The 19748-nt window shown below is 40.8% G+C and carries 20 protein-coding genes and 2 tRNA genes; 11 read left to right on the top strand and 11 right to left on the bottom strand.

All coding sequences use genetic code 11. The features are described 5' to 3' along the window. The first annotated feature begins 67 nt into the window (after positions 1 to 67). Positions 68 to 859 carry a methionine ABC transporter substrate-binding lipoprotein MetQ gene (gene metQ / locus ASU1_RS02165; RefSeq protein ID WP_014991204.1) on the top strand — a complete coding sequence of 264 codons (792 nt, stop codon included), beginning with the start codon at positions 68 to 70 and terminating at the stop codon, positions 857 to 859. Positions 860 to 898: 39 nt separating this feature from the next. Here the strand turns inward: metQ and ASU1_RS02170 are convergent, their stop codons facing one another. Then, positions 899 to 1783, bottom strand: coding sequence for a LysR family transcriptional regulator (locus ASU1_RS02170; RefSeq protein WP_014991205.1), 885 nt, complete (start codon positions 1781 to 1783; stop codon positions 899 to 901). Positions 1784 to 1941: 158 nt separating this feature from the next. Here ASU1_RS02170 and ASU1_RS02175 point away from each other — a divergent pair, with 158 nt between their 5' ends. The 3 genes from ASU1_RS02175 to ASU1_RS02185 all read left to right on the top strand — a co-directional run bounded on the left by ASU1_RS02175 (position 1942) and on the right by ASU1_RS02185 (position 4146). Then, positions 1942 to 3090 (top strand): alpha/beta hydrolase, encoded by a 1149-nt coding sequence (locus ASU1_RS02175; RefSeq protein WP_014991206.1) that lies wholly within the window; start codon positions 1942 to 1944, stop codon positions 3088 to 3090. Positions 3091 to 3173: 83 nt separating this feature from the next. Beyond that, complete coding sequence (locus ASU1_RS02180; protein ID WP_014991207.1) at positions 3174 to 3749, top strand: DapH/DapD/GlmU-related protein; 576 nt, start codon at positions 3174 to 3176, stop codon at positions 3747 to 3749. Between the two features lie 58 nt (positions 3750 to 3807). Beyond that, a complete protein-coding gene (locus tag ASU1_RS02185) occupies positions 3808 to 4146 on the top strand; it encodes a cyclophilin-like fold protein (protein ID WP_014991208.1) in 339 nt (112 codons plus the stop codon). Between the two features lie 79 nt (positions 4147 to 4225). On the opposite strand, the gene ASU1_RS02190 is transcribed toward ASU1_RS02185, so the two are convergent. Next, a complete protein-coding gene (locus tag ASU1_RS02190) occupies positions 4226 to 4930 on the bottom strand; it encodes a 3-deoxy-D-manno-octulosonic acid kinase (RefSeq protein ID WP_014991209.1) in 705 nt (234 codons plus the stop codon). Between the two features lie 100 nt (positions 4931 to 5030). On the opposite strand from ASU1_RS02190, the gene folE reads away from it, so the two are divergent. Beyond that, complete coding sequence (gene folE / locus ASU1_RS02195; RefSeq protein WP_014991210.1) at positions 5031 to 5687, top strand: GTP cyclohydrolase I FolE; 657 nt, start codon at positions 5031 to 5033, stop codon at positions 5685 to 5687. An 84-nt stretch (positions 5688 to 5771) separates the two neighbouring features. After that, complete coding sequence (gene truA, locus ASU1_RS02200) at positions 5772 to 6560, top strand: tRNA pseudouridine(38-40) synthase TruA (protein ID WP_014991211.1); 789 nt, start codon at positions 5772 to 5774, stop codon at positions 6558 to 6560. Between the two features lie 59 nt (positions 6561 to 6619). On the opposite strand, the gene hpf is transcribed toward truA, so the two are convergent. Beyond that, positions 6620 to 6937 carry a ribosome hibernation-promoting factor, HPF/YfiA family gene (gene hpf / locus ASU1_RS02205; protein WP_014991212.1) on the bottom strand — a complete coding sequence of 106 codons (318 nt, stop codon included), beginning with the start codon at positions 6935 to 6937 and terminating at the stop codon, positions 6620 to 6622. A gap of 164 nt (positions 6938 to 7101) precedes the next feature. Between hpf and ASU1_RS02210 the strand changes: the two genes are divergently transcribed. Next, positions 7102 to 8043 (top strand): Kdo(2)-lipid IV(A) acyltransferase, encoded by a 942-nt coding sequence (locus ASU1_RS02210; RefSeq protein WP_014991213.1) that lies wholly within the window; start codon positions 7102 to 7104, stop codon positions 8041 to 8043. Positions 8044 to 8200: 157 nt separating this feature from the next. Beyond that, positions 8201 to 9094: a 4-hydroxy-tetrahydrodipicolinate synthase gene (dapA, locus tag ASU1_RS02215; protein ID WP_039194942.1), complete on the top strand. Its 894-nt coding sequence runs from the start codon at positions 8201 to 8203 to the stop codon at positions 9092 to 9094. A gap of 96 nt (positions 9095 to 9190) precedes the next feature. Here dapA and ASU1_RS02220 read toward each other — a convergent pair whose 3' ends face one another. Together ASU1_RS02220 and folD are read right to left on the bottom strand one after the other, a co-directional pair. Continuing rightward, on the bottom strand, positions 9191 to 10729 hold the full coding sequence (locus ASU1_RS02220; protein WP_014991215.1) for an L-lactate MFS transporter: 1539 nt from the start codon (positions 10727 to 10729) through the stop codon (positions 9191 to 9193). A gap of 139 nt (positions 10730 to 10868) precedes the next feature. Beyond that, a complete protein-coding gene (gene folD, locus ASU1_RS02225; protein ID WP_014991216.1) occupies positions 10869 to 11726 on the bottom strand; it encodes a bifunctional methylenetetrahydrofolate dehydrogenase/methenyltetrahydrofolate cyclohydrolase FolD in 858 nt (285 codons plus the stop codon). 190 nt (positions 11727 to 11916) lie between these two features. On the opposite strand from folD, the gene ASU1_RS02230 reads away from it, so the two are divergent. Together ASU1_RS02230 and ASU1_RS02235 are read left to right on the top strand one after the other, a co-directional pair. Continuing rightward, positions 11917 to 11993, top strand: a tRNA-Pro gene (locus ASU1_RS02230). Between the two features lie 43 nt (positions 11994 to 12036). After that, positions 12037 to 12113 (top strand) — tRNA-Arg (locus ASU1_RS02235). Positions 12114 to 12335: 222 nt separating this feature from the next. Here the strand turns inward: ASU1_RS02235 and ASU1_RS02240 are convergent. The 3 genes from ASU1_RS02240 to ASU1_RS02250 form a co-directional block, all read right to left on the bottom strand. Then, the gene (locus tag ASU1_RS02240; RefSeq protein WP_014991217.1) at positions 12336 to 13163 is read right to left on the bottom strand and encodes a TPM domain-containing protein; all 828 of its coding nucleotides are present in this window, start codon (positions 13161 to 13163) and stop codon (positions 12336 to 12338) included. After that, entirely contained in the window at positions 13160 to 13609 is a 450-nt protein-coding gene (locus tag ASU1_RS02245) for a TPM domain-containing protein (protein WP_014991218.1), read from the bottom strand. The genes ASU1_RS02240 and ASU1_RS02245 overlap by 4 nt, the downstream gene beginning before the upstream one ends. A 66-nt stretch (positions 13610 to 13675) precedes the next feature. Beyond that, positions 13676 to 14260 (bottom strand): LemA family protein, encoded by a 585-nt coding sequence (locus ASU1_RS02250; protein ID WP_014991219.1) that lies wholly within the window; start codon positions 14258 to 14260, stop codon positions 13676 to 13678. A gap of 281 nt (positions 14261 to 14541) precedes the next feature. On the opposite strand from ASU1_RS02250, the gene tenpIN reads away from it, so the two are divergent. Then, entirely contained in the window at positions 14542 to 15000 is a 459-nt protein-coding gene (gene tenpIN, locus ASU1_RS12010) for a type III toxin-antitoxin system TenpIN family toxin (RefSeq protein ID WP_014991220.1), read from the top strand. A 39-nt stretch (positions 15001 to 15039) separates the two neighbouring features. On the opposite strand, the gene ASU1_RS02260 is transcribed toward tenpIN, so the two are convergent. The 3 genes from ASU1_RS02260 to fruB form a co-directional block, all read right to left on the bottom strand. After that, a complete protein-coding gene (locus ASU1_RS02260; RefSeq protein ID WP_014991221.1) occupies positions 15040 to 16701 on the bottom strand; it encodes a fructose-specific PTS transporter subunit EIIC in 1662 nt (553 codons plus the stop codon). Positions 16702 to 16774: 73 nt separating this feature from the next. Then, complete coding sequence (fruK, locus tag ASU1_RS02265) at positions 16775 to 17722, bottom strand: 1-phosphofructokinase (RefSeq protein WP_014991222.1); 948 nt, start codon at positions 17720 to 17722, stop codon at positions 16775 to 16777. A gap of 14 nt (positions 17723 to 17736) precedes the next feature. Continuing rightward, positions 17737 to 19641 (bottom strand): fused PTS fructose transporter subunit IIA/HPr protein, encoded by a 1905-nt coding sequence (gene fruB, locus ASU1_RS02270; RefSeq protein ID WP_014991223.1) that lies wholly within the window; start codon positions 19639 to 19641, stop codon positions 17737 to 17739. Positions 19642 to 19748 lie beyond the last annotated feature (107 nt).

Consider the following 19748-nt stretch of genomic DNA (forward strand, 5'->3'; position numbering starts at 1 on the left):
AAAACAAGAAAAATTAAAAGTCGGTGTGATTTCAGGGCCGGAACTTTTCTAAATGAAGGAGAATAAAATGAAATTAAAAAATGTATTAAGTGCAGTTGCAATTTGTTCGGTATTTTTAACCGCTTGTAATGAAAAACAAGAAAAATTAAAAGTCGGTGTGATTTCAGGGCCGGAACATCAGGTAATGGAAGTGGCGGTAAAAGTCGCTAAAGAAAAATATCAGCGTGAGGTTGAATTAGTGGTGTTTACCGATTATGCGACACCAAACGAAGCGCTAAATAAAGGCGACTTAGATTTAAATGCGTTTCAACATCAACCTTATTTAGATAATCAAATTAAAGAAAAAGGCTATAAATTGGTTTCGGTCGGTAATTCATTTGTCTATCCGATTGCCGCGTATTCTAAGAAGATTAAAGCGCTGAATGAATTAAAAGACGGAGAGACAATTGCTGTACCGAATGACCCAACTAATTTAGCTCGTGCATTAATTTTGCTTGAGAAACAAGGCTTAATTAAATTAAAGCCGGAAGCCGGTTTAAAAGCGACAAGTGTTGATATTATTGAAAATCCTCGTCAGTTAGTGATTAAAGAAATTGAAGCGCCGTTGTTACCAAGAACGCTGGATGATGTAACATTTTCAGTGATTAATACAACTTATGCTGGGCAAATCGGTTTAACACCAACAAAAGATGGTTTGTTTGTTGAAGATAAAGATTCGCCTTATGTGAATATCATTGTTGCTCGCACAGATAATAAAGATTCAGCAGCAGTGCAAGACTTTGTGAAAGCATACCAAACGGACGAAGTGTTCAATAAAGCGAATGAAGTGTTTAAAGGCGCGATGATAAAAGGTTGGTAATAGAAGATAAGTGGCTGAGTGTTTACTCAACCACTTATTTTATTCCCTTAACGCATCAATCACGCACTTCAGCGCAGGCGAAGTATTCCGATGAGGGTAATAAAGATGAAAGCCTGTAAAGGTATAGCTAAATTCGCTTAGCACTTGAATCAATTCGCCTTTTTCCAACTCTTTCTGAACCAAATCTTTACAGATATAGCCTAGTCCTAATCCTAATTTCGCAGCATCTCGAATCGAATAATCATTAGAAAATGTCCATTGTCCTTGTGTTTTGACCTGAATATGCTCGTGATTGACGATGAAGTCCCAATGGTACATCGCTCCGCTGGCGTAGCGATAATTTAAGCATTGATGATGAGCTAAATCAGAAGGCGTTTTGGGAAATCCGTGAGTATGAAAATAATCAGGTGATCCAATAGCCGCCATTTCTTCATCGTTGCTAATTCTGACTGCAATCATTCCTTCAGCAACTGAATCGCCAAAGCGAACACCCGCATCAAATTGTTCGGAAATAATATCAGAAAAAGCGGTATCGCTGATTAATTCGAGCTGAATATCAGGATATCGTGTTTGGAATTTAGCGAGTTTAGGTAATAACACTTTATCAATCGCATATTGTGAGGCTGTGATTCGTACCTGTCCAGACGGAGTTTGGCGGTAATGCTCTAGCATTGCTAATTCGTGATCGAGTTTAGAAAATGTTTGTTCAGCAGTTTGAAAAAGCTGGTTACCTGCGTGAGTGAGTGATAATCGGCGGGTGGTTCGAGCAAAAAGTTGTATACCTAAACGAGATTCCAACTGTTTAATGGTACGACTTAACGCAGATTGTGAAATACCTAATTTAGTGGCGGCTTTAGTGAAGTTTTGTTCCCGTGCAACACATAAAAATGCATACAGATCATTATAGTTTTCTCGTTGAAGCATAATACAAGTCTTATAGTAAAAAATAGGAGAAATTTAACCGCTATTTTACCTGATTTAGAACCTGAATAAATAAATGTTATTGAATTTTTGGTCATTATCATTTGAATGGAAATTTTTATAATGCACACATCTTTTGAGATGATTAATGAGGAAAGCAAATGAAAATTCGTACAAAATTAACTGCACTTTCTAGTGCACTTTTACTTGGTTCTACATTTATCGGAGGCAATGCTATGGCAAATTTACCGCAATCAGCAACGGTAGTTGAAGTTCCCGCTCAAACTATCCAACTTACTCAAGAATGGGATAAAACATTCCCAAAATCAGATAAGGTGGAACACCGTAAAGTAACCTTTAAAAATCGTTATGGTATTACTTTAGTGGGCGATTTATATGTACCGAAAAATGCTAAAGGCAAGCTAGCTGCGATTGCAATAAGCGGACCATTTGGTGCGGTAAAAGAACAGGTTTCGGGTTTATATGCTCAAACATTGGCGGAACGAGGGTTAGTCACTATTGCGTTCGACCCGTCTTATACCGGTGAAAGCTCGGGTACACCTCGAGGTATGGCATCACCGGATATTAATAGTGAAGATTTGTCTGCCGCATTAGATTTTCTTGGCAATTTACCTGAAGTAGATCGTGAACGCTTAGGATTATTAGGTATTTGCGGATTTGGCGGTATGAGTATTAATGCAGCTGCTATGGATAGTCGTGTTAAAGCGCTTGCAACCTCGGTTTTATACGATATGAGCCGTTCAATAGGTAAAGGTGTCGGTAATCAACAAGATCTTTATTCAGCTAAAGACCGCCAATTAGTGAAAGCCTATTTAGCGAATCAACGCTGGGCAGATGTGGATAGTGGCAAACGTGCCGTAGGTATGCATGAGTTGCCAATCATTAACGGTAAAGTAGAAGGAAGTGGCACGCGTATTTTACCGGAAACCAAGCCGGTGGATTTCCCTGATATGTGGGCAGGCTTTTTTGATTATTACCGTACCGAGCGAGGATACCATCCCCGTGGAATTAATTCCAATACAGCTTGGTTAGCAACAATGCCACTATCGTTTATTACGATGCCAATGGATACTTTTGTTCATGAAATTTCTGCTCCGGTGTTAATTGTGGCAGGTGAAAAAGCCCATTCTCGTTATATGAGTGAAGATATTTTTGCCAAATTGACAGGGACGCAAACTAAAGAATTAGTGATTGTACCAAATGCAACGCATACGGATTTGTATGATAACGTTGCAGGCAAAATTCCATATGATAAATTTGAACAGTTCTTTAAAGCTAACTTGAAATAATAACAAGCGGTCAAATTTCTCTAAACTTTTGCAAAAATGAGAGGAATTTGACCGCTTATCTTTTTGAAAACCGGAGAACAAAAATGCAATACGCTGTTGATTTACCCATCGATAAGTTGATTCCTCAAGGAAGCCAAATTTTTGAAGATATTCATCGAATTGTTGCAGAAAATGCCCCTAAAATTGCTGAATTATCAGGAGAGTTTCAAACACAAGAGAACATTCAACGCCTCTTGAGTGAAATTACTCAATCGCAAATTGACGAAACCTTGTACGTTAATTTACCGTTATATAGTGATTTCGGTCGTCATCTTCGCATTGGTAAAAATGTATTTATTAATACCGCTTGTGTGTTTACCGACTTGGGAGGGATTACACTTGAAGATAATGTTTTGCTTGCCCCAAGAGTAAATATTATTACGGTTAATCACCCTACAGCTCCGAAAACTCGTCGTGGTGTGATCGTCAAACCTGTAATAATTAAGCAAAATGCTTGGATTGGTGCAGGAGCTACGATTTTACCTGGCGTTACGGTTGGTGAAAATGCGATTGTTGCGGCAGGTAGTGTGGTTACTAAAGATGTGCCAGCAAATACGATAGTTGCTGGAGTGCCTGCTAAAATCATTAAAATGATTGATGAGGTTAGCAATGAAAATTAGGTTTCTAGTTGGGTTGATTTTCAGTTTATGTTTTAGTCCGTTTTTACAGGGGAAAATGATGCAAATTACGATAGGACAACAAATTTTCGAAGCAGAATTAGCCGATACCGAGGCTGCACAACAACTTACAGAATTGTTACCTTTAACATTGGAAATGCAAGACCACCTACGCAATGAAAAATTTGCAGAATTACCTAAAAATTTGACCGCTTATGATCACGCAGTTGGCTCAATTCAAACCGGCGATATTTTGCTTTGGCAAGGAAATACATTAGTGATTTTTTATGAGCGTTTTGATACCCCTTATCATTATACTAATATTGGTAAAATTCATAATGTGAAGGGATTAAAAGAAGCGTTAGGGAAGGGGAGTATAAAGGTTTCTTTTGAAAATTAACTATAATACGTGAACTTTGTATATTTCAAATAGCTAAAGAAGAAAGCCTTTCAAACTTTCTTCTTTTTTATTAATAACGTTATTTATGGTAACCCGCGAGCAAGGCTTGCCAATTTTGCTCGTTAAATCGAATATTTAAACGAGTTTGCTCCTTTTTAAACGAACGTAGTAAGCGGGCTAAGTTTTCCGATTTCCAATCATTAGTTTGTGAAATGCCACATTTATCGAAATCAATTAAGAAAAATTGACCGCTTGTTGGCTCAAGCAAAATATTATGGATATTTAAATCCGAATGATGCACTTGATGATCGTGTAATTGGCGAATCAGTTTACCGATTTGCTGATATTGCGTGTCGGAAAGTGTGTGAGTTTGGAGATATTTACTCAAATCTTGCGTCCCTTCAATTTTTTCCAGCATGATGTCAGCACGATACCAACAACAGTTTTTTTCTACTTTTAATGCAACAGGGCGGGGGACGGGTAAATGCCATTCGTGCAATTTTTCCAATAAGGAAAATTCTTGAAACGCTCGGGTGTTTTCCAACCCATTAAATAGATACTGATCTTTGACGATTTTGCCGAATAGCCCACCTCGATAGTAATGACGAAGCACCACATTTACACCCAATTCGGCTTGAGTGTTTAGAAACCAAGTAATGCCTCTGCCTTTGGATGAACCTAACAAGCGGTCAGAATCAGCAAAATTTTTGCAATTAAGTAACGTTTTTAGTGTTTCTATTTGTGTGTGAGGGACAAGTTTGGCATTAAAGTGGTAAAAAATCATACAAGTTATTTAGATTGGTTATCATTAAGTTAAATTTTAGTGCTATTTTTTTTGATGTCAATTTGTTAAAATTCCTGCCTTAATTTTTAGAGGAAACCCAATGAGCATTATCTCCGCAGAAGCCCAAAAAGTGCGTGAAGCCTTAATTGCGAAAGGCATTGAAACCCCAACCATTCAATTAACTAAAGATAAAGATTCCCGTCGTGCAGAAATTCAACAACATATGCGTTCGGTAATGGAGTTACTCGGTTTAGATTTACAAGATGATAGTTTGGAAGAGACGCCGCACCGCTTAGCTAAAATGTATGTGGATGAAATTTTTAGCGGCTTAGATTATGCGACTTTCCCAAAAATTACCAATATTGAAAATCGTATGAAAGTTAGCGAAATGGTATTAGTGGACGATATTACCCTAACTTCCACTTGTGAACATCATTTTGTAACGATTGACGGTAAAGTAGCGGTAGCGTATTACCCGAAAAAATGGGTGATCGGTTTATCTAAAATTAATCGTGTGGTGCAATTCTTTGCTCAACGCCCGCAGGTACAAGAACGTTTTACCGAACAAATTCTAACCGCATTCCAAACCATTTTAGAAACTGAAGATGTGGCGGTTTATGTAAAAGCAACACATTTCTGTGTGAAATGTCGTGGGGTGAAGGATACCAATAGCTATACGGTAACGTCGGCATTTGGTGGTGCTTTCTTAGAAGACAGAGAAACACGCAAAGAATTTTTGGGCTTAATCAATAAATAATCAGTGGGCGAAAGCCCACTTTTGCTATATAGAATAGAGCAATGAGACCGTAGCAAGCGGTCAAAAAAACGAGAAATTTTACAAATGAAAATAGCGTTAGGCATTGAATATGACGGAAGCCGTTATTTCGGTTGGCAGCGTCAAGATGAAGTAGAGAGCGTGCAACAAAAGCTGGAAGAAGCATTGTCGGTTGTGGCAAATGCACCGGTAGAGGTTTTCTGTGCGGGACGTACAGACTCCGGCGTACACGGCACGGGGCAAGTGGTGCATTTTGAAACGGAAGCGGTACGCCCGCTACAAAGTTGGTGCTTCGGTACCAATGCGAATTTGCCGGACGATATTGCGGTGAAATGGGCAGTAGAGGTAAGTGAAGATTTTCACGCCCGTTTTAGTGCTACGGCGAGACGTTATCGCTATATTATTTTTAATAACAAACTGCGTTCGGCAATTTTGCCGAAAGGTGTTTCACATTATCACCATGAGTTAAATCATCAAAAGATGCACGAAGCCGGTCAGTTCTTATTGGGCGAGAACGATTTTAGCTCGTTCCGTGCCGCAAAATGTCAATCACATACCCCTTGGCGTAATATTCATCACCTGAATGTAAGCCGATTAGGCAATTATATTGTGGTGGATATTCAAGCGAATGCTTTTGTGCATCATATGGTTCGGAATATTGTTGGAAGCCTGATTGAAGTCGGGCAGGGCAGACAGCCGGTGGAATGGATTCAATGGTTATTAGCTCAACGAGATCGTACGTTGGCGGCACCGACCGCAAAAGCGGAAGGACTCTATTTAGTGGATGTGCATTATCCGGAGCATTTTGGGATTCCTAAAACGGCATTAGGTCCGTTATTTCTTGCGGATAATTAATAAAAAAGCCAAATCAAATTTTGATTTGGCTTTAAAGTTAGTCACGATTTATTGAGTCGTTATTGTACGCTTTTTAACGTGTTATCAGTACGACGTGCTTCATTTTTATGTACTAATTTATTTAATTGCGTTTCAAGTTTTGTTTCGACTTCGTTAATTGCTTTGTATAAATCTTCGTTATCAGCCTTCGCAAAAAGTTCTCCAACTGGAGTGCCAATCGATGCCTCAACTTCATAACCGTTCGGCAATTTATGAATCATAAAGTGCGGGTTAATTAATTGAGTTTGCCATTTTTCGAGTTTCGCTAAGCGTTCTTCAATATGGGTACGGATTGCAGGAGTGATGTCCATTTGTTTACTTGAAATATTGATTGTCATAGCATTTTCCTCTTTGTGAAGGGGTTATTAAGTTGATTTCAAAATATGACTTTTGCTCCAAAATATCAAGTCAAAAAATGAAGCAAAATTTAAAAATTTGATCTAGTTAACACTTTTTCTGTGTTTTTGATTATAATCTATCCGAAACATAAGGATGACGAAAAATGACGGATACCCAAAAATTTCCTCCATTTGAATGGCGGTTTTTACACCCTAGATATTGGGGGCTTTGGCTTGGATTGGGCCTATTTAAATTAATTTTGTGTTTACCTTATCCAGCCTTGGTTGTAGTGGGTAAAGGGCTTGGAAAACTATTTGCCAAACTTGGTTTCGGTAAGCGTAGAATGCGTATTGCTCGCCGTAATTTAGAACTTTGTTTTCCTCAGTATTCAGCGGAACAAATTCAAACTATTCTAGATAAAAATATTGAATCGGTCGGTATGGCGATCATCGAAACCGGTATGGCGTGGTTTTGGTCGGACAACCGTATCCTAAAGTGGTCTAAGATTGAAGGCTTAGAATATCTTAAAAATCAGCCGGAAGGTGCGGGCATTTTATTTGTTGGCGTGCATTTTCTTACGTTAGAAATGGGAGCTCGCATTGTAGGGCTTCATCACCAAGGCGTGGGCGTTTATCGACCGAATGATAATCCGTTATTAGATTGGATTCAGTTTCGAGGCAGAGTGCGTTCAAATAAGGCAATGCTTGATCGTAAAGACTTACGCGGTATGATTCGTGCATTAAAAGCGGGTGAAACGATTTGGTATGCACCGGATCATGATTATGGGCGTAAGAATAGTGTGTTCGTTCCGTTTTTTGCCGTGCCGGAAGCTTGTACTACGGCAGGTACGCGTATGCTATTGCGGTCTGCACCGAATACGGTTGTTGTACCGTTTAGTCCAATTCGAAATGATGACTTTTCCGGATATACGGTAAAGATTAGTCCAGCGGTCGATTTTAGCGAATGTGAAAATGAACTGGATACCGCAACGAAAATGAACAAGGTTGTGGCAGCGGAGATTCTTAAATCAGTAAGCCAATATATGTGGTTACATCGACGATTTAAAACACGTCCTCAAGAAGCGGATAAAAGTTTATATGATTAAAATAAACCCGACATTTATACTTATAGTGTCGGGTTTATTTTTAATAGGGTGATTTAAATAAATTTTTTAGTGGTTATTCGCAAAAAGTACTTGCATATTTAAAGCGAATTTTGCAATCTAACAAATAAACATTGCACATAACAAAAAAGTACAGGAGATGATTATGGCGACCCCTTTATTTCACGGCAGTATTGTTGCACTTGTCACACCAATGACTCATGGCGAAGTAAATTATGAAGAATTAAAAAAATTGGTTGAATATCATGTTCAAGCCGGTACACACGGGATTGTGTCGGTAGGAACAACAGGTGAATCAACCACATTAAGCATCGATGAGAATGTGAAGGTTATCAAGAAAACTGTGGAATTTGCGGATGGACGAATCCCTGTGATTGCAGGTACTGGTTCGAATGCAACCAGCGAAGCAATTATTTTAACCAAATTGTTAACCAATAGTGGTGTTGCAGGCTGTTTAAGCGTGGTTCCTTATTACAATAAACCGACTCAAGAAGGCATGTATTTACACTATAAAGCAATTGCTGAAAGTACCGATTTACCACAAATTTTATATAACGTACCGGGCCGTACCGGTAGCGATTTAAAACCGGAAACTATCGGTCGTTTAGCTGAAATTCCGAATATTGTCGGTGTGAAAGAAGCAACAGGTGATTTAACTCGTTTACCTTTAATTAAGCAATTAGCCGGCGAAGATTTTATTTTCTTAAGCGGTGACGATGCGACAGGTTTAGAATCAATGAAACTTGGTGGTCAAGGCGTGATTTCGGTAACAAACAACGTCGCGGCAGCAGATATGGCAAAAATGTGCGAACTTGCATTAGCCGGTAAATTTGATGAAGCGGAAGTTATTAACCAACGTTTAATGGCATTGCATCACGATTTATTTATTGAAGCAAACCCGATTCCGGTTAAATGGGCAGCTTATAAATTAGGTTTAATCAGTGAACCGAATTTACGCTTGCCATTAACTACTTTATCGGAAGGCGCTCAACCAGCCGTATTAGCAGCCTTGCAAAAAGCCGGTTTAATTTAACCGCTTGTTATTCGTAATATGAAGACCCCGTATTTGAATACGGGGTTTTTTATTAGACAAGCGGTCAAATTTGCCGAAAAATTTGCAACATGCCGTTTAGAAAAGTTCGACGACTTTAGCAAATACCATAATAACGCCATAAGTGAGCGGCACGGTCACAATAATCCAACGTAGCCACACCATACAACCGCCGTGAGCAACTTCTTCAGCCACAAGATAAGTATCTGAGATCACCGTTTCATCACTCGGCTTAGCACTATATGCAGCCTCTTTAATCGGCAATTCATGATGTTTTTCGTGCACGGCTTTCACACTTAAATTACAGAAGAAACCGACAATTAATAACGCCGCCATAATATACATAGTAATGCTGTACGCTTGCGCTGCCGGTACGCCGCTGTCAATTTGCATTTGGCGGATATAGTTCACTAATACTGGGCCTGCCACTGCGGCCGTTGACCATGCGAGCAGAACTCGTCCGTGGATTGCACCGACTTGGTAAGTTCCGAATAAATCACGCAGATAAGCTGGGATTGCTGCAAAACCGCCGCCATACATGGAAATGATCACACAGAAACCAACCACAAATAACGCTTTATTACCACTTTCGCCTAATGACGGAACGGCAAAATAAAGTACCGATCCCAATAAGAAGAAAATAGAGTATAAGTTTTTACGTCCGATTTTGTCCGAAATACTCGACCAAAAGAAACGTCCCCCCATATTAAATAAGCTGAGTAAGCCTACAAATCCGGCTGCCGCTAAGGTGCTGATTGCCGCTTGTTTGCCGACTGAAATTTCGGAGAATAATTCCTGAATCATTACCGATGCTTGACCAAGTACTCCGATACCTGCCGTTACATTTAGACATAAAATCCAAAACAATAACCAAAATTGTGGCGTTTTCATTGCTTTATTTACGCCGACATTGTGCGAGCTGACCAATTTATTTTTAGGTTTGTTATCGACAAAACCTTTCGGTTTCCATTCGGGATGCGGCAGGCGAATAGTAAAGACACCAAACATCATAAAAATGAAATAGAACACACCTAAAACAATAAATGTTTCAACAATACCGACCGAGGTTGGGTTGCTGAAGAAATCCATTAATGCAACCGAAATCGGCGAAGCGAGCATGGCACCACCGCCAAAGCCCATAATCGCTAAACCGGTTGCCATGCCCGGTTTATCCGGAAACCATTTCATTAAGGTAGAAACCGGGCCAATATAACCGAGTCCCAAGCCAATACCGCCCAGAACACCGTTGCCTAAATATAACAGCCACAGATTGTGAGTGTGTACGCCAAATGCTGCTACGAGAAAACCTAAGCTAAAACAGATGGTTGCGACAAACATCGCTTTACGAGGGCCGACACGTTCCATCCATGTGCCAAATAGTGCAGCTGAAGCGCCTAATACGGCAAGCGCGATACTAAATACCCAGCCGATTGTTGTGAGTTTCCAGTCATCCGCAGCTGATTGAGTGATGCCGATTACCTTGGTTAGCGGCGCGTTAAATACCGAATAAGCATAAATCTGCCCGATAGATAAGTGTACTGCAAGAGCAGCGGGAGGAATTAGCCAGCGATTAAATTGCAAGGGGGCAATTGTCTTTTCACGATCTAAAAATGACATGGAGACTCCAAGTTGTATTAACAATGATTTAACATTAGTATAACATTAAAATTTATTTGCGCAAACGTTTGCGCAAATAAATTAGCAACAAAAAAGCCTCTTGGTTGAAAGAGGCTTTGAATGCTAAATTTATAGGAAATTAGACCGCTTGTAAGTGTGCTTCGTAAGCTTGTAGCGTATTTTGCATCAACATCGCAACCGTCATTGGGCCAACGCCGCCGGGCACAGGAGTAATAAAGCTGGCTTTAGGTTCTGCCGTTGCATATTCCACATCACCGACTAACTTACCGTCCACACGATTAATACCGACATCAATTACAATCGCACCGTCTTTAATCCATTCACCTTTTACAAAGTTTGGTTTGCCTACACCAGCAACTACGATATCTGCTTGCGAGACGTGATAAGCTAAATCTTTAGTACGACTGTGTGTGACTGTAACAGTACAACCGGCAAGTAATAATTCCATTGCCATCGGACGACCCACGATATTTGACGCACCGACAACAACAGCGTGTAAACCGGCAAGATTCACACCGGTACTTTCTAATAATTTCATTACGCCGTATGGGGTGCAAGAACGCAAAGTGGGAATTTTTTGGCATAAACGCCCAACGTTATAAGGGTGGAAACCGTCCACATCTTTATGCGGCACAATCGCTTCAGTGACTTTAGTCGCATCAATTTGCTTCGGTAGCGGTAATTGTACCAGAATGCCGTCTACCGAATCGTCATGATTTAATTGCTCGATAATTGCCAGTAATTCGGCTTCACTTGTATCTGCCGGAAGGTCGTAAGATTTCGATTCAATTCCGATTTCAGCACAGCTTTTTCGTTTACTATTCACATAAACTTGAGAAGCAGGATCCATTCCCACTAAAATTACGGCTAACCCCGGTTTACGTTTGCCTTGCGCCGTATGGGCTTGAATTTGTTCGGCGATATTCGTTTTAACTTGCTTGGCTACTGCGGTGCCTGAAATGATTTGTGCGGTCATAGTTTCTCCTGTCTGGATGTGAATAGTTGAAGACCATTCTATTCTGTCAGAAAAAAGGTGATTTGCAAGTGAGAGATGAGTTAATTTATTGTTTACAGTTGCGAACAAAGTTCAATCAATCGAACTGCGATTGTCAAAAAAGGGATTGACGAGATTTTAGATAAGTCTATAATAAATATCACTTTTCAGTCGGCGAGTAGCGCAGCTTGGTAGCGCAACTGGTTTGGGACCAGTGGGTCGTAGGTTCAAATCCTATCTCGCCGACCACTTTATCTTTCATAAATATTTCTTCCTTATATTTATTTCACTTGCGCCCTTAGCTCAGCTGGATAGAGCAACGCCCTTCTAAGGCGTGGGTCAAAGGTTCGAATCCTTTAGGGCGTGCCATTTAATCCTTTTAAAATTAATTCTTTAATCTCCTATTTAACATTGCTTTATATTGTCATATTTTGGGATTGTGTCACGAATTTTACGTTTGCTGCGTGTACTAACAAATGGTTGGCTTTTGAGTTAAGCATAATATTTAAAACAACAAGCGGTTAAATTTAGGAAGTCTTTTGCAAATTTTTCCCAAAATTTAACCGCTTGTAATGAGTTTGAAAGGCGCGTTTACCAGCTACCGCCTGCGCCGCCACCGCCGGAAGAGCCACCGCCGAAGCTGTCACCGCTACCTCGGCTTCCGCCACCAAACCCACCGCCGAAGCCACCGGAAGAATCGCCTCCAAAGCCGCCCCCAAAACTACCTCTACGACGAGATGAATTAATGATGATTCTACCTAATTGATCCGCAGCACTCGGGCTAATATATTGCGTATTTCTACCCGGGCGGAAGATTAAGAAAATTACAATACCGGCAACAAGGAAGAACAGTAAACCGTCAATTTGCTCTAAGGATTCTTCGCCTGCGTCTTCGCCATAACTATCATAAGCCGCATATTCGCCGTTAATTGCCGCCATAATCGCCGATAAACCACTAGCAATCCCTTCCGCATATAAGTTTTGTTTGAAGTACGGCGTAATGTTATGACGAATAATGGTTGAGGCAATCGCATCAGGCAATACACCTTCTAAGCCTCTGCCGGTTGCAATAAACAGTTTTCGATCGTTTTTGGCAATCAGTAATAATATGCCGTTATTTTCATTATTTTTGGTGCGACCGATGCCCCATTTATTAAATAAGTTATGCGAATAACTTGCGACATCCTCGCCATTGGTTGACGGCACAATTACCACAATAATTTGCGAGCTGGTTTTAGCACGGTTGGCAATTAGCGCATCTTCTAAGGTTCGCCATTCTTGTTGAGTTAATGTTTTGGTGTAATCGGTCACATAATAAAAAGGATTCGGTGCAGCAGGGTAGTTATCCGCAGCAGCGGCTTTTAATGTGAAAAATGCCAACAGGATAAACCAAATCGGCTTAAAGAACGCTTTTATCATTTAATCACCACCTCATTTGACAATTCATTCGTATCATCATCACGACGAGGAAAATAAGCAACTAACTGTGCTTCTACTTGTTTAATGCCGTCACAAATTGCTTGAGTATAATCCGCTTGTTGACATTGTTGTTTCATCGCATCATAAACTGATTGCCAAAAAACTTGACCGACTTTTTCATGAATCGCCTTATCACCGACAATCGCTAAATTGTGCGGTTTGAACGAGAGGTAAATCAGTACGCCGTTACGATCTGCCGTTTCTCGCATCTTTAATTCATCGAAAAGTTGATTGGCACGAGCCATCGCATCGATTTTTTCTTTGGTTTTACGTTCAACGACTACGCGTAATTCGGCAGATGTTTGATGTTCTAAATGTGAAATTGCCTGTTCGATACGCTGAGTATCAACAGGCAATTTATTTGAAAGAAAAGAAAATAATTTCATAGAGTTATCACTAAATTCACAAAAAACACGGAATATTTTTAAGTATTCCGTGTTTTGTGTAAGAAATTAATTAAAGTTTACTGTTGGTGCTTTTTCTGAACCAGCTTCAGCTTTGAATTGTGGTTTAGCTTTAAAGCCCATAATCATCGCAGCGATTTTGGTTGGGAACTCACGCACTTGTTTGTTGTATTCTTTCACCGCAGCGTTGAAGTTATTACGCTCAACATTGATACGGTTTTCCGTACCTTCTAACTGAGCTTGAAGATTTAAGAAACCTTCGTGCGCTTTTAACTCAGGGTATTTTTCAACTGAAACTAATAAACGAGAAAGGGCAGAATTTACGCCTTGTTGCGCTTCTTGGAATTTCGCCATTTGTTCCTCAGTGGCATTGTTTGGATCAATGGTCACTGCAGTCGCTTTGGCACGAGCTTCAATCACAGAGGTTAAGGTTTCTTTTTCAAAGTTTGCTTGGCCTTTTACCGTGTTTACTAAGTTAGGGATTAAATCCGCACGGCGTTGGTAAGCCGATTCCACATTACCCCACACTGAGTTGATATCTTCTTCCGCACGCATTAAGTCGTTATATTTCGTTAAAGAGAAACCGCCGACTGCAAGTACGGCAATTACTAAGATCCAAAAAATTTTCTTCATATTAAAAAGTCCTATTTAAGGTTAAAAAAACGGGCGGATCTTATAGGTAAGCGGTCGAATTTCCTAGCAAACTTACAAAAGTTTTCAGATAGAAACATAAATTACTTGCATAAATAACCAGTATCGGATAATCTTTCCTCGTGGTGGTAGAGACGCCCCACGTAAAAAACTAAAAGCTCGATTGAAATCTGTGGCGGTAGGTTCGCCCCACGTAAAAAACTAAAAGGCCAAATGAAATTACACCCACTTTTATAGTGGGTGTTTTCGTATAGGAGACTACGATGCCAAAGGCAATAGAATTTTATAAACTAACAGAACAATTTTATATTGATAATAAAGATAATACGCAAATTTTATTTAATAAAGGTGGGAGAGGTTACGGGGTTATTCTCGTTAAAATTCTAGGCTGTGATTTTGCAATACCTCTTCATTCTAATATTAAAAAAGGATTTATATTAGGGATCAACCAAGAAACGGGTATTAAACACGGATTGGATTATCTGAAAGCAATTTGTATTACGGATAAAACCAAATACATTGGTGATAGGTATTATTTAAAAGAGCGCCAAGAGTTTAATAAAATTAATAATGCGCAAAAGCATATCATTCAAGAATTTGAGAAATTTGTTAAAAAGTATATTAAAGCGGTACAGGAACAAAATGAAAATATTCTAAGGACAAATTATCGTAATACTACGTTAGTTTATTATCATCATTTATTAGGCATTACTACTAAATAAAAACGGAGCTAACAAGCTCCGTTTTTTACTGCAAAAGAATTATTCTGATGCTTTTTGTTTGATTGCTGCGTAAATCACACCGGTTACTACTGAGCCGATTGCGATTGCCGCTAAGTACATTAACGGTTGTGAAACAAATGGAATCACAAATAAACCACCGTGTGGTGCTTGGAGTGTGATAGCAAATGCCATTGAGATCGCACCTGCAGTTGCACCACCTAACACAGAACTGATAATTACACGCACAGGATCTGCCGCAACAAACGGTAACGCACCTTCAGAAATAAAGCATAAACCTAATACGAATGACGCTTTACCTGCATCGCGTTGGTTAGAAGTAAATTTATTACGAGCGATTAATGTTGCAATCGCCATACCGATAGGTGGAACCATGCCCGCCGCCATCACTGCTGCCATTGGCGTATATTGTTGCGAAGCGATTAAACCGACACCGAATGTATATGCCGCTTTATTTACCGGACCGCCCATATCGATACACATCATTGCACCAAGGATTGCACCTAAGATAATCGCATTCGCTTGACCCATTGAATTTAACCATTCAACTAAAGCATCCATGATGCCTTTTACCGGTGGGTTGATGAGGTAAATCATCGCTAAGCCGACAATTGCAGAACCTAATAATGGTAGAATCAAAATCGGTTTAAGCGAAGTTAAACTTGCCGGTAATTGAATCACGCCGTTTAAAAATTTTACGGTATAACCCGCAAGGAAACCGGCTACGATACCGCCTAAAATCCCCGCACCGGCTGTAGTGGCTAACATACCGCCGATTAAACCGACTGCTAACCCCGGACGGTCTGCGATAGAGAAGGCGACATAACCGGCAAATACGGCGATCATTAAGTGGAATGCTGCGCCGCCACCGATATCCATTAACGCTTTCGGTAAGCCGCCTGCGATGGTTTCATCTTTGAACGCTTCAATACCGAACATAAATGAAATCGCAATTAATAAACCACCGGCAACCACTAACGGTAACATATGTGAAACACCGGTCATTAAGTGTTTATATAAGCCTTTTTTCTCACCGCTTGCTGAACCTTCAGCTTGTTGTGCAGCCGTTGTGCCACCTTGATAAACGGTTGCTTGTGCAAACGCTTTTTCAAATTCTTGTGCCGTTTTCTTCAACGCTAAACCGGTTGAGGTACGGTACATCGGTTTACCTTTGAATTTATCTAAATCCACGTCAATATCCGCCGCCACAAAGACTAAGTCTGCCGCTGCAATTTCTTCCGCAGAAATCGGGTTACCCGCACCAACCTGACCACGCGTTTCAACTTTAACGTTCCAACCTTGCGCTTTGGCATAGTTTTCGATAGCTTCCGCAGACATAAAGGTATGTGCCACACCAGTCGGGCAAGCGGTTACTGCTACGATGTTTTTCACACCTGAAGAGGATACGCTTGAAGCAGTTGCATTTGCAAAAGTTTTTGCATTTTCGACCGCTTGTTTAAGCGTTGCTTCCGGTTGAGCAAAAGCTTGGTCTAAGTTCACTACCGCACCTTGTTTGCCGGCAGCACTTGTAGGAATTTCATCGTTAAATAACACGACAAAATCAGCTTGTTCAGCGTTTACAACTTGATGGCCTTGTTGCTTGGCTGCCGCTGATAATACTTCATTCACGAGGAAAGCACGGGCTTTACCTAATGATTGAGGGAATACAAAGGAAATATTCATTTTGAGATCCTTATAAGTTTGAGAAAATTTATTCCGCCCTCTTTTCTAAAGAGGGGAATGTTGTTACAAATTATTAACGTAATTGAGTTAATTTCACCTGCGCTACAATTTCATCTAGGGCTTTTCGGTCGCTGATACCCACATTACTTTGTGATACTGCTAATGCCGATGTACCGCTTGCGAAGGCGAGGGTTTTTGCTTTATCCCAACCTTGAGAAAGCCCATAAATTAAGCCTGCCACCATGGAATCGCCGGCTCCGACCGTACTCACAACATTTTGGCAGCGAGGCGGTTGAGCTTGAACCACGCCTTCGCTGTTAAGCCATACGGAACCGTCTGCGCCCATTGAAATAATTACGTTCTCAATACCGCCGGCACGCAATTCTTGTGCCGCTGCAATCACTTCTTCTAAGCTATTTAACGGACGATTCGCCCAAACTTCTAACTCACGACGATTCGGTTTTACTAACCACGGATGGGCTTTTAAACCTTCGGTTAATGCCGCATTGCTGCTGTCTAATACAACTTTTAAGCCTTGTTGGTGGAGTGATTCCAACCATTGTGAGAATTGTTGTGCCGTTACACCACGAGGGAGTGAACCGCATACCGCCACCAAATCAAACTCTTTTGCCCATTGCTGTGATTGAGCGGTAAAGTTTGCCCAATCTTCGGCGCTAATTTCAAAACCTAAGAAGTTTAAGTCTGTCACATCCGCTTCGGTTTCGGTAATTTTCACGTTAATACGCGTTTTACCGTCAATACGATAGAATTGATCGTCCACACCGTTTTGTTTAAACGATTGAACGAAATCGCCTTGATTTTCAGCGCCTAAAAAACCGGTAACTGCTAATTTAACGCCGAGATCCGCTAATACTTTCGCTACGTTGATACCTTTACCGGCAGGGTATAAGCCTAAGGTTTCAACAGTATTTACTTCACCCACTTCAATGCGTTGTAGGCGACCGACCAAGTCAAATGCCGGATTTAAGGTTACGGTTGCAATTCGTAATTGTTGTGTCATTGTTTGTTCCTCAATTACTCGCCTAAACCTGCAGCAATCGCCGCACCGATACCATCAATCGCTTTTTGAGCGTCATCACCGGTTGCCACGAAGCGTAAGCGGTGACCTTTTACTACACCTAATGCTACAATTTTCATTAAACTTTTCGCACTGACTAATTGGCTATCTCGATCTAAGTTTTGCACAACGATAGTCGCATTATATTTTTTCACTTCGTTGACTAACACCGCACTTGGACGAGCGTGTAAGCCGTGTTCGTTTTGAATCACGAATGTACCTTCCACTTGCCCTTCCACTTGACCTTCCACCGTAGGCTCAGAAGCGGTCGGATTTGCAGAATTTTTTGCAGATTCAACCGCTTGTGGTTGTGCAGCACCTTCAATCGTATCTTCAACCGCAGGCACGAATGAAACGCTTTCGCCTAAACCTTCTACGAATGCTTTTGCTAATGCTTCGATCGCTTGTTGAGCATCTTCACCTTCTGCCACAAAACGTAAGCGATGTGCTTGGCTTGCACCTAACGCCACCACTTTCATCGTGCTTTTCGCATTTGCCGGTGCAGTACCTCGATCTAGGTTTTCAACGGTTACTTTTGCCGCAAACGGTTTTAAGGTTTGCACTAATACTGCGCTTGGGCGAGCGTGTAAACCATTGTCGTTACGTACGGTGAAAGTTCCGATAACCTGACCCGCCACCGGTTGTTCGGAAGCAGTCGGATTTGCAGAATTTTTTGCAGATTCAACCGCTTGCGGTTGTGCTGCGCCTTCAATCGTATCTTCAACCGCCGGTACAAATGAAACGCTTTCGCCTAAACCTTCTACGAATGCTTTTGCTAATGCTTCGATCGCTTGTTGAGCATCTTCACCTTCCGCCACAAAACGTAAGCGGTGTGCTTGGCTTGCGCCTAATGCCACTACTTTCATTGTGCTTTTCGCATTCGCTGGCGCTGTGCCACGGTCTAAGTTTTCTACCGTTACTTTTGCCGCAAACGGTTTTAAGGTTTGCACTAATACTGCGCTTGGGCGAGCGTGTAAACCATTGTCGTTACGTACAGTGAAAGTACCGATAACTTGTTGGCTGGTTTGTTCTGCTGCTGTTGAGCTTACTGCTGAAGCCGCATTTTCATTTGCGCCAAAGAGAGCGATGATTTGTGCTGCTGACGCTGTGGTTAATTGTTTGCGAATATCGGCATTTAATAAACGTGCGATAAGTGCAGAAAGGTTGTTATCTGCCGCTGCGATAGTGACTAAAGTTTGTCCTTGTTGGCTACGTGCCACTGCAAAGCCGTTCGCTTGATTACCGTTTGCAGAGTCAGTTACAAAAAGATTGTTACCTAGGTTTAGAGGAGAGTTTGCAACCACATCGCTAATAAATGCTTGTGTTACATAGCCTTTTTCTTGAAGTTTTGCCGCATTAATGGCAGAAAGTGTAATAAGACTTGCAGAATCGATATTTAATGAAATCGTTTCTTCTGAAATAACAGGAAGTGATTTTTTACCGCTTAACACTGCAGCAAACTCTTCGACATCTTGCGTTTTAGCTAAGGTCTCTGCCGCATCTTCATCACTTAATACGCCGGTTAATTGGCGAAGGAGAGCCAAGTGTTCGTCAGATTTTGCTGCAATACCAATCACGACATAGGCTTTATTGCCTTCGCCCCATTCCACACCTTGTGGGAATTGATAAATTTGTACACCGGTATTTTGTACAAGGTGGCGAGTATCTAATGTGCCGTGAGGAATGGCAATACCATTACCAAGGAAAGTTGAGGTTTGCGTTTCACGGGCTAACATTCCCGTTTCGTAACCTTCCGCAACGTTACCATTTGCTACAAGGCCTGCTGCAACAAGCTTAATCGCTTCTTCTTTGTTGCTAGCAGTACCATTTAAACGGATATTTTGTGCCGATAAATTTAGCATCTGAGCTCCTTATTGGATTTAATTTTAAAAATAAAAATATTGCTACATATTGTACCCCATAATCTGCTAAATCGTTCTAGCTGATTAAAAAAAATGTCAAAAAGTGT

The organism is Actinobacillus suis ATCC 33415, assembly GCF_000739435.1.
Taxonomy (GTDB): Bacteria; Pseudomonadota; Gammaproteobacteria; order Enterobacterales; family Pasteurellaceae; genus Actinobacillus; species Actinobacillus suis.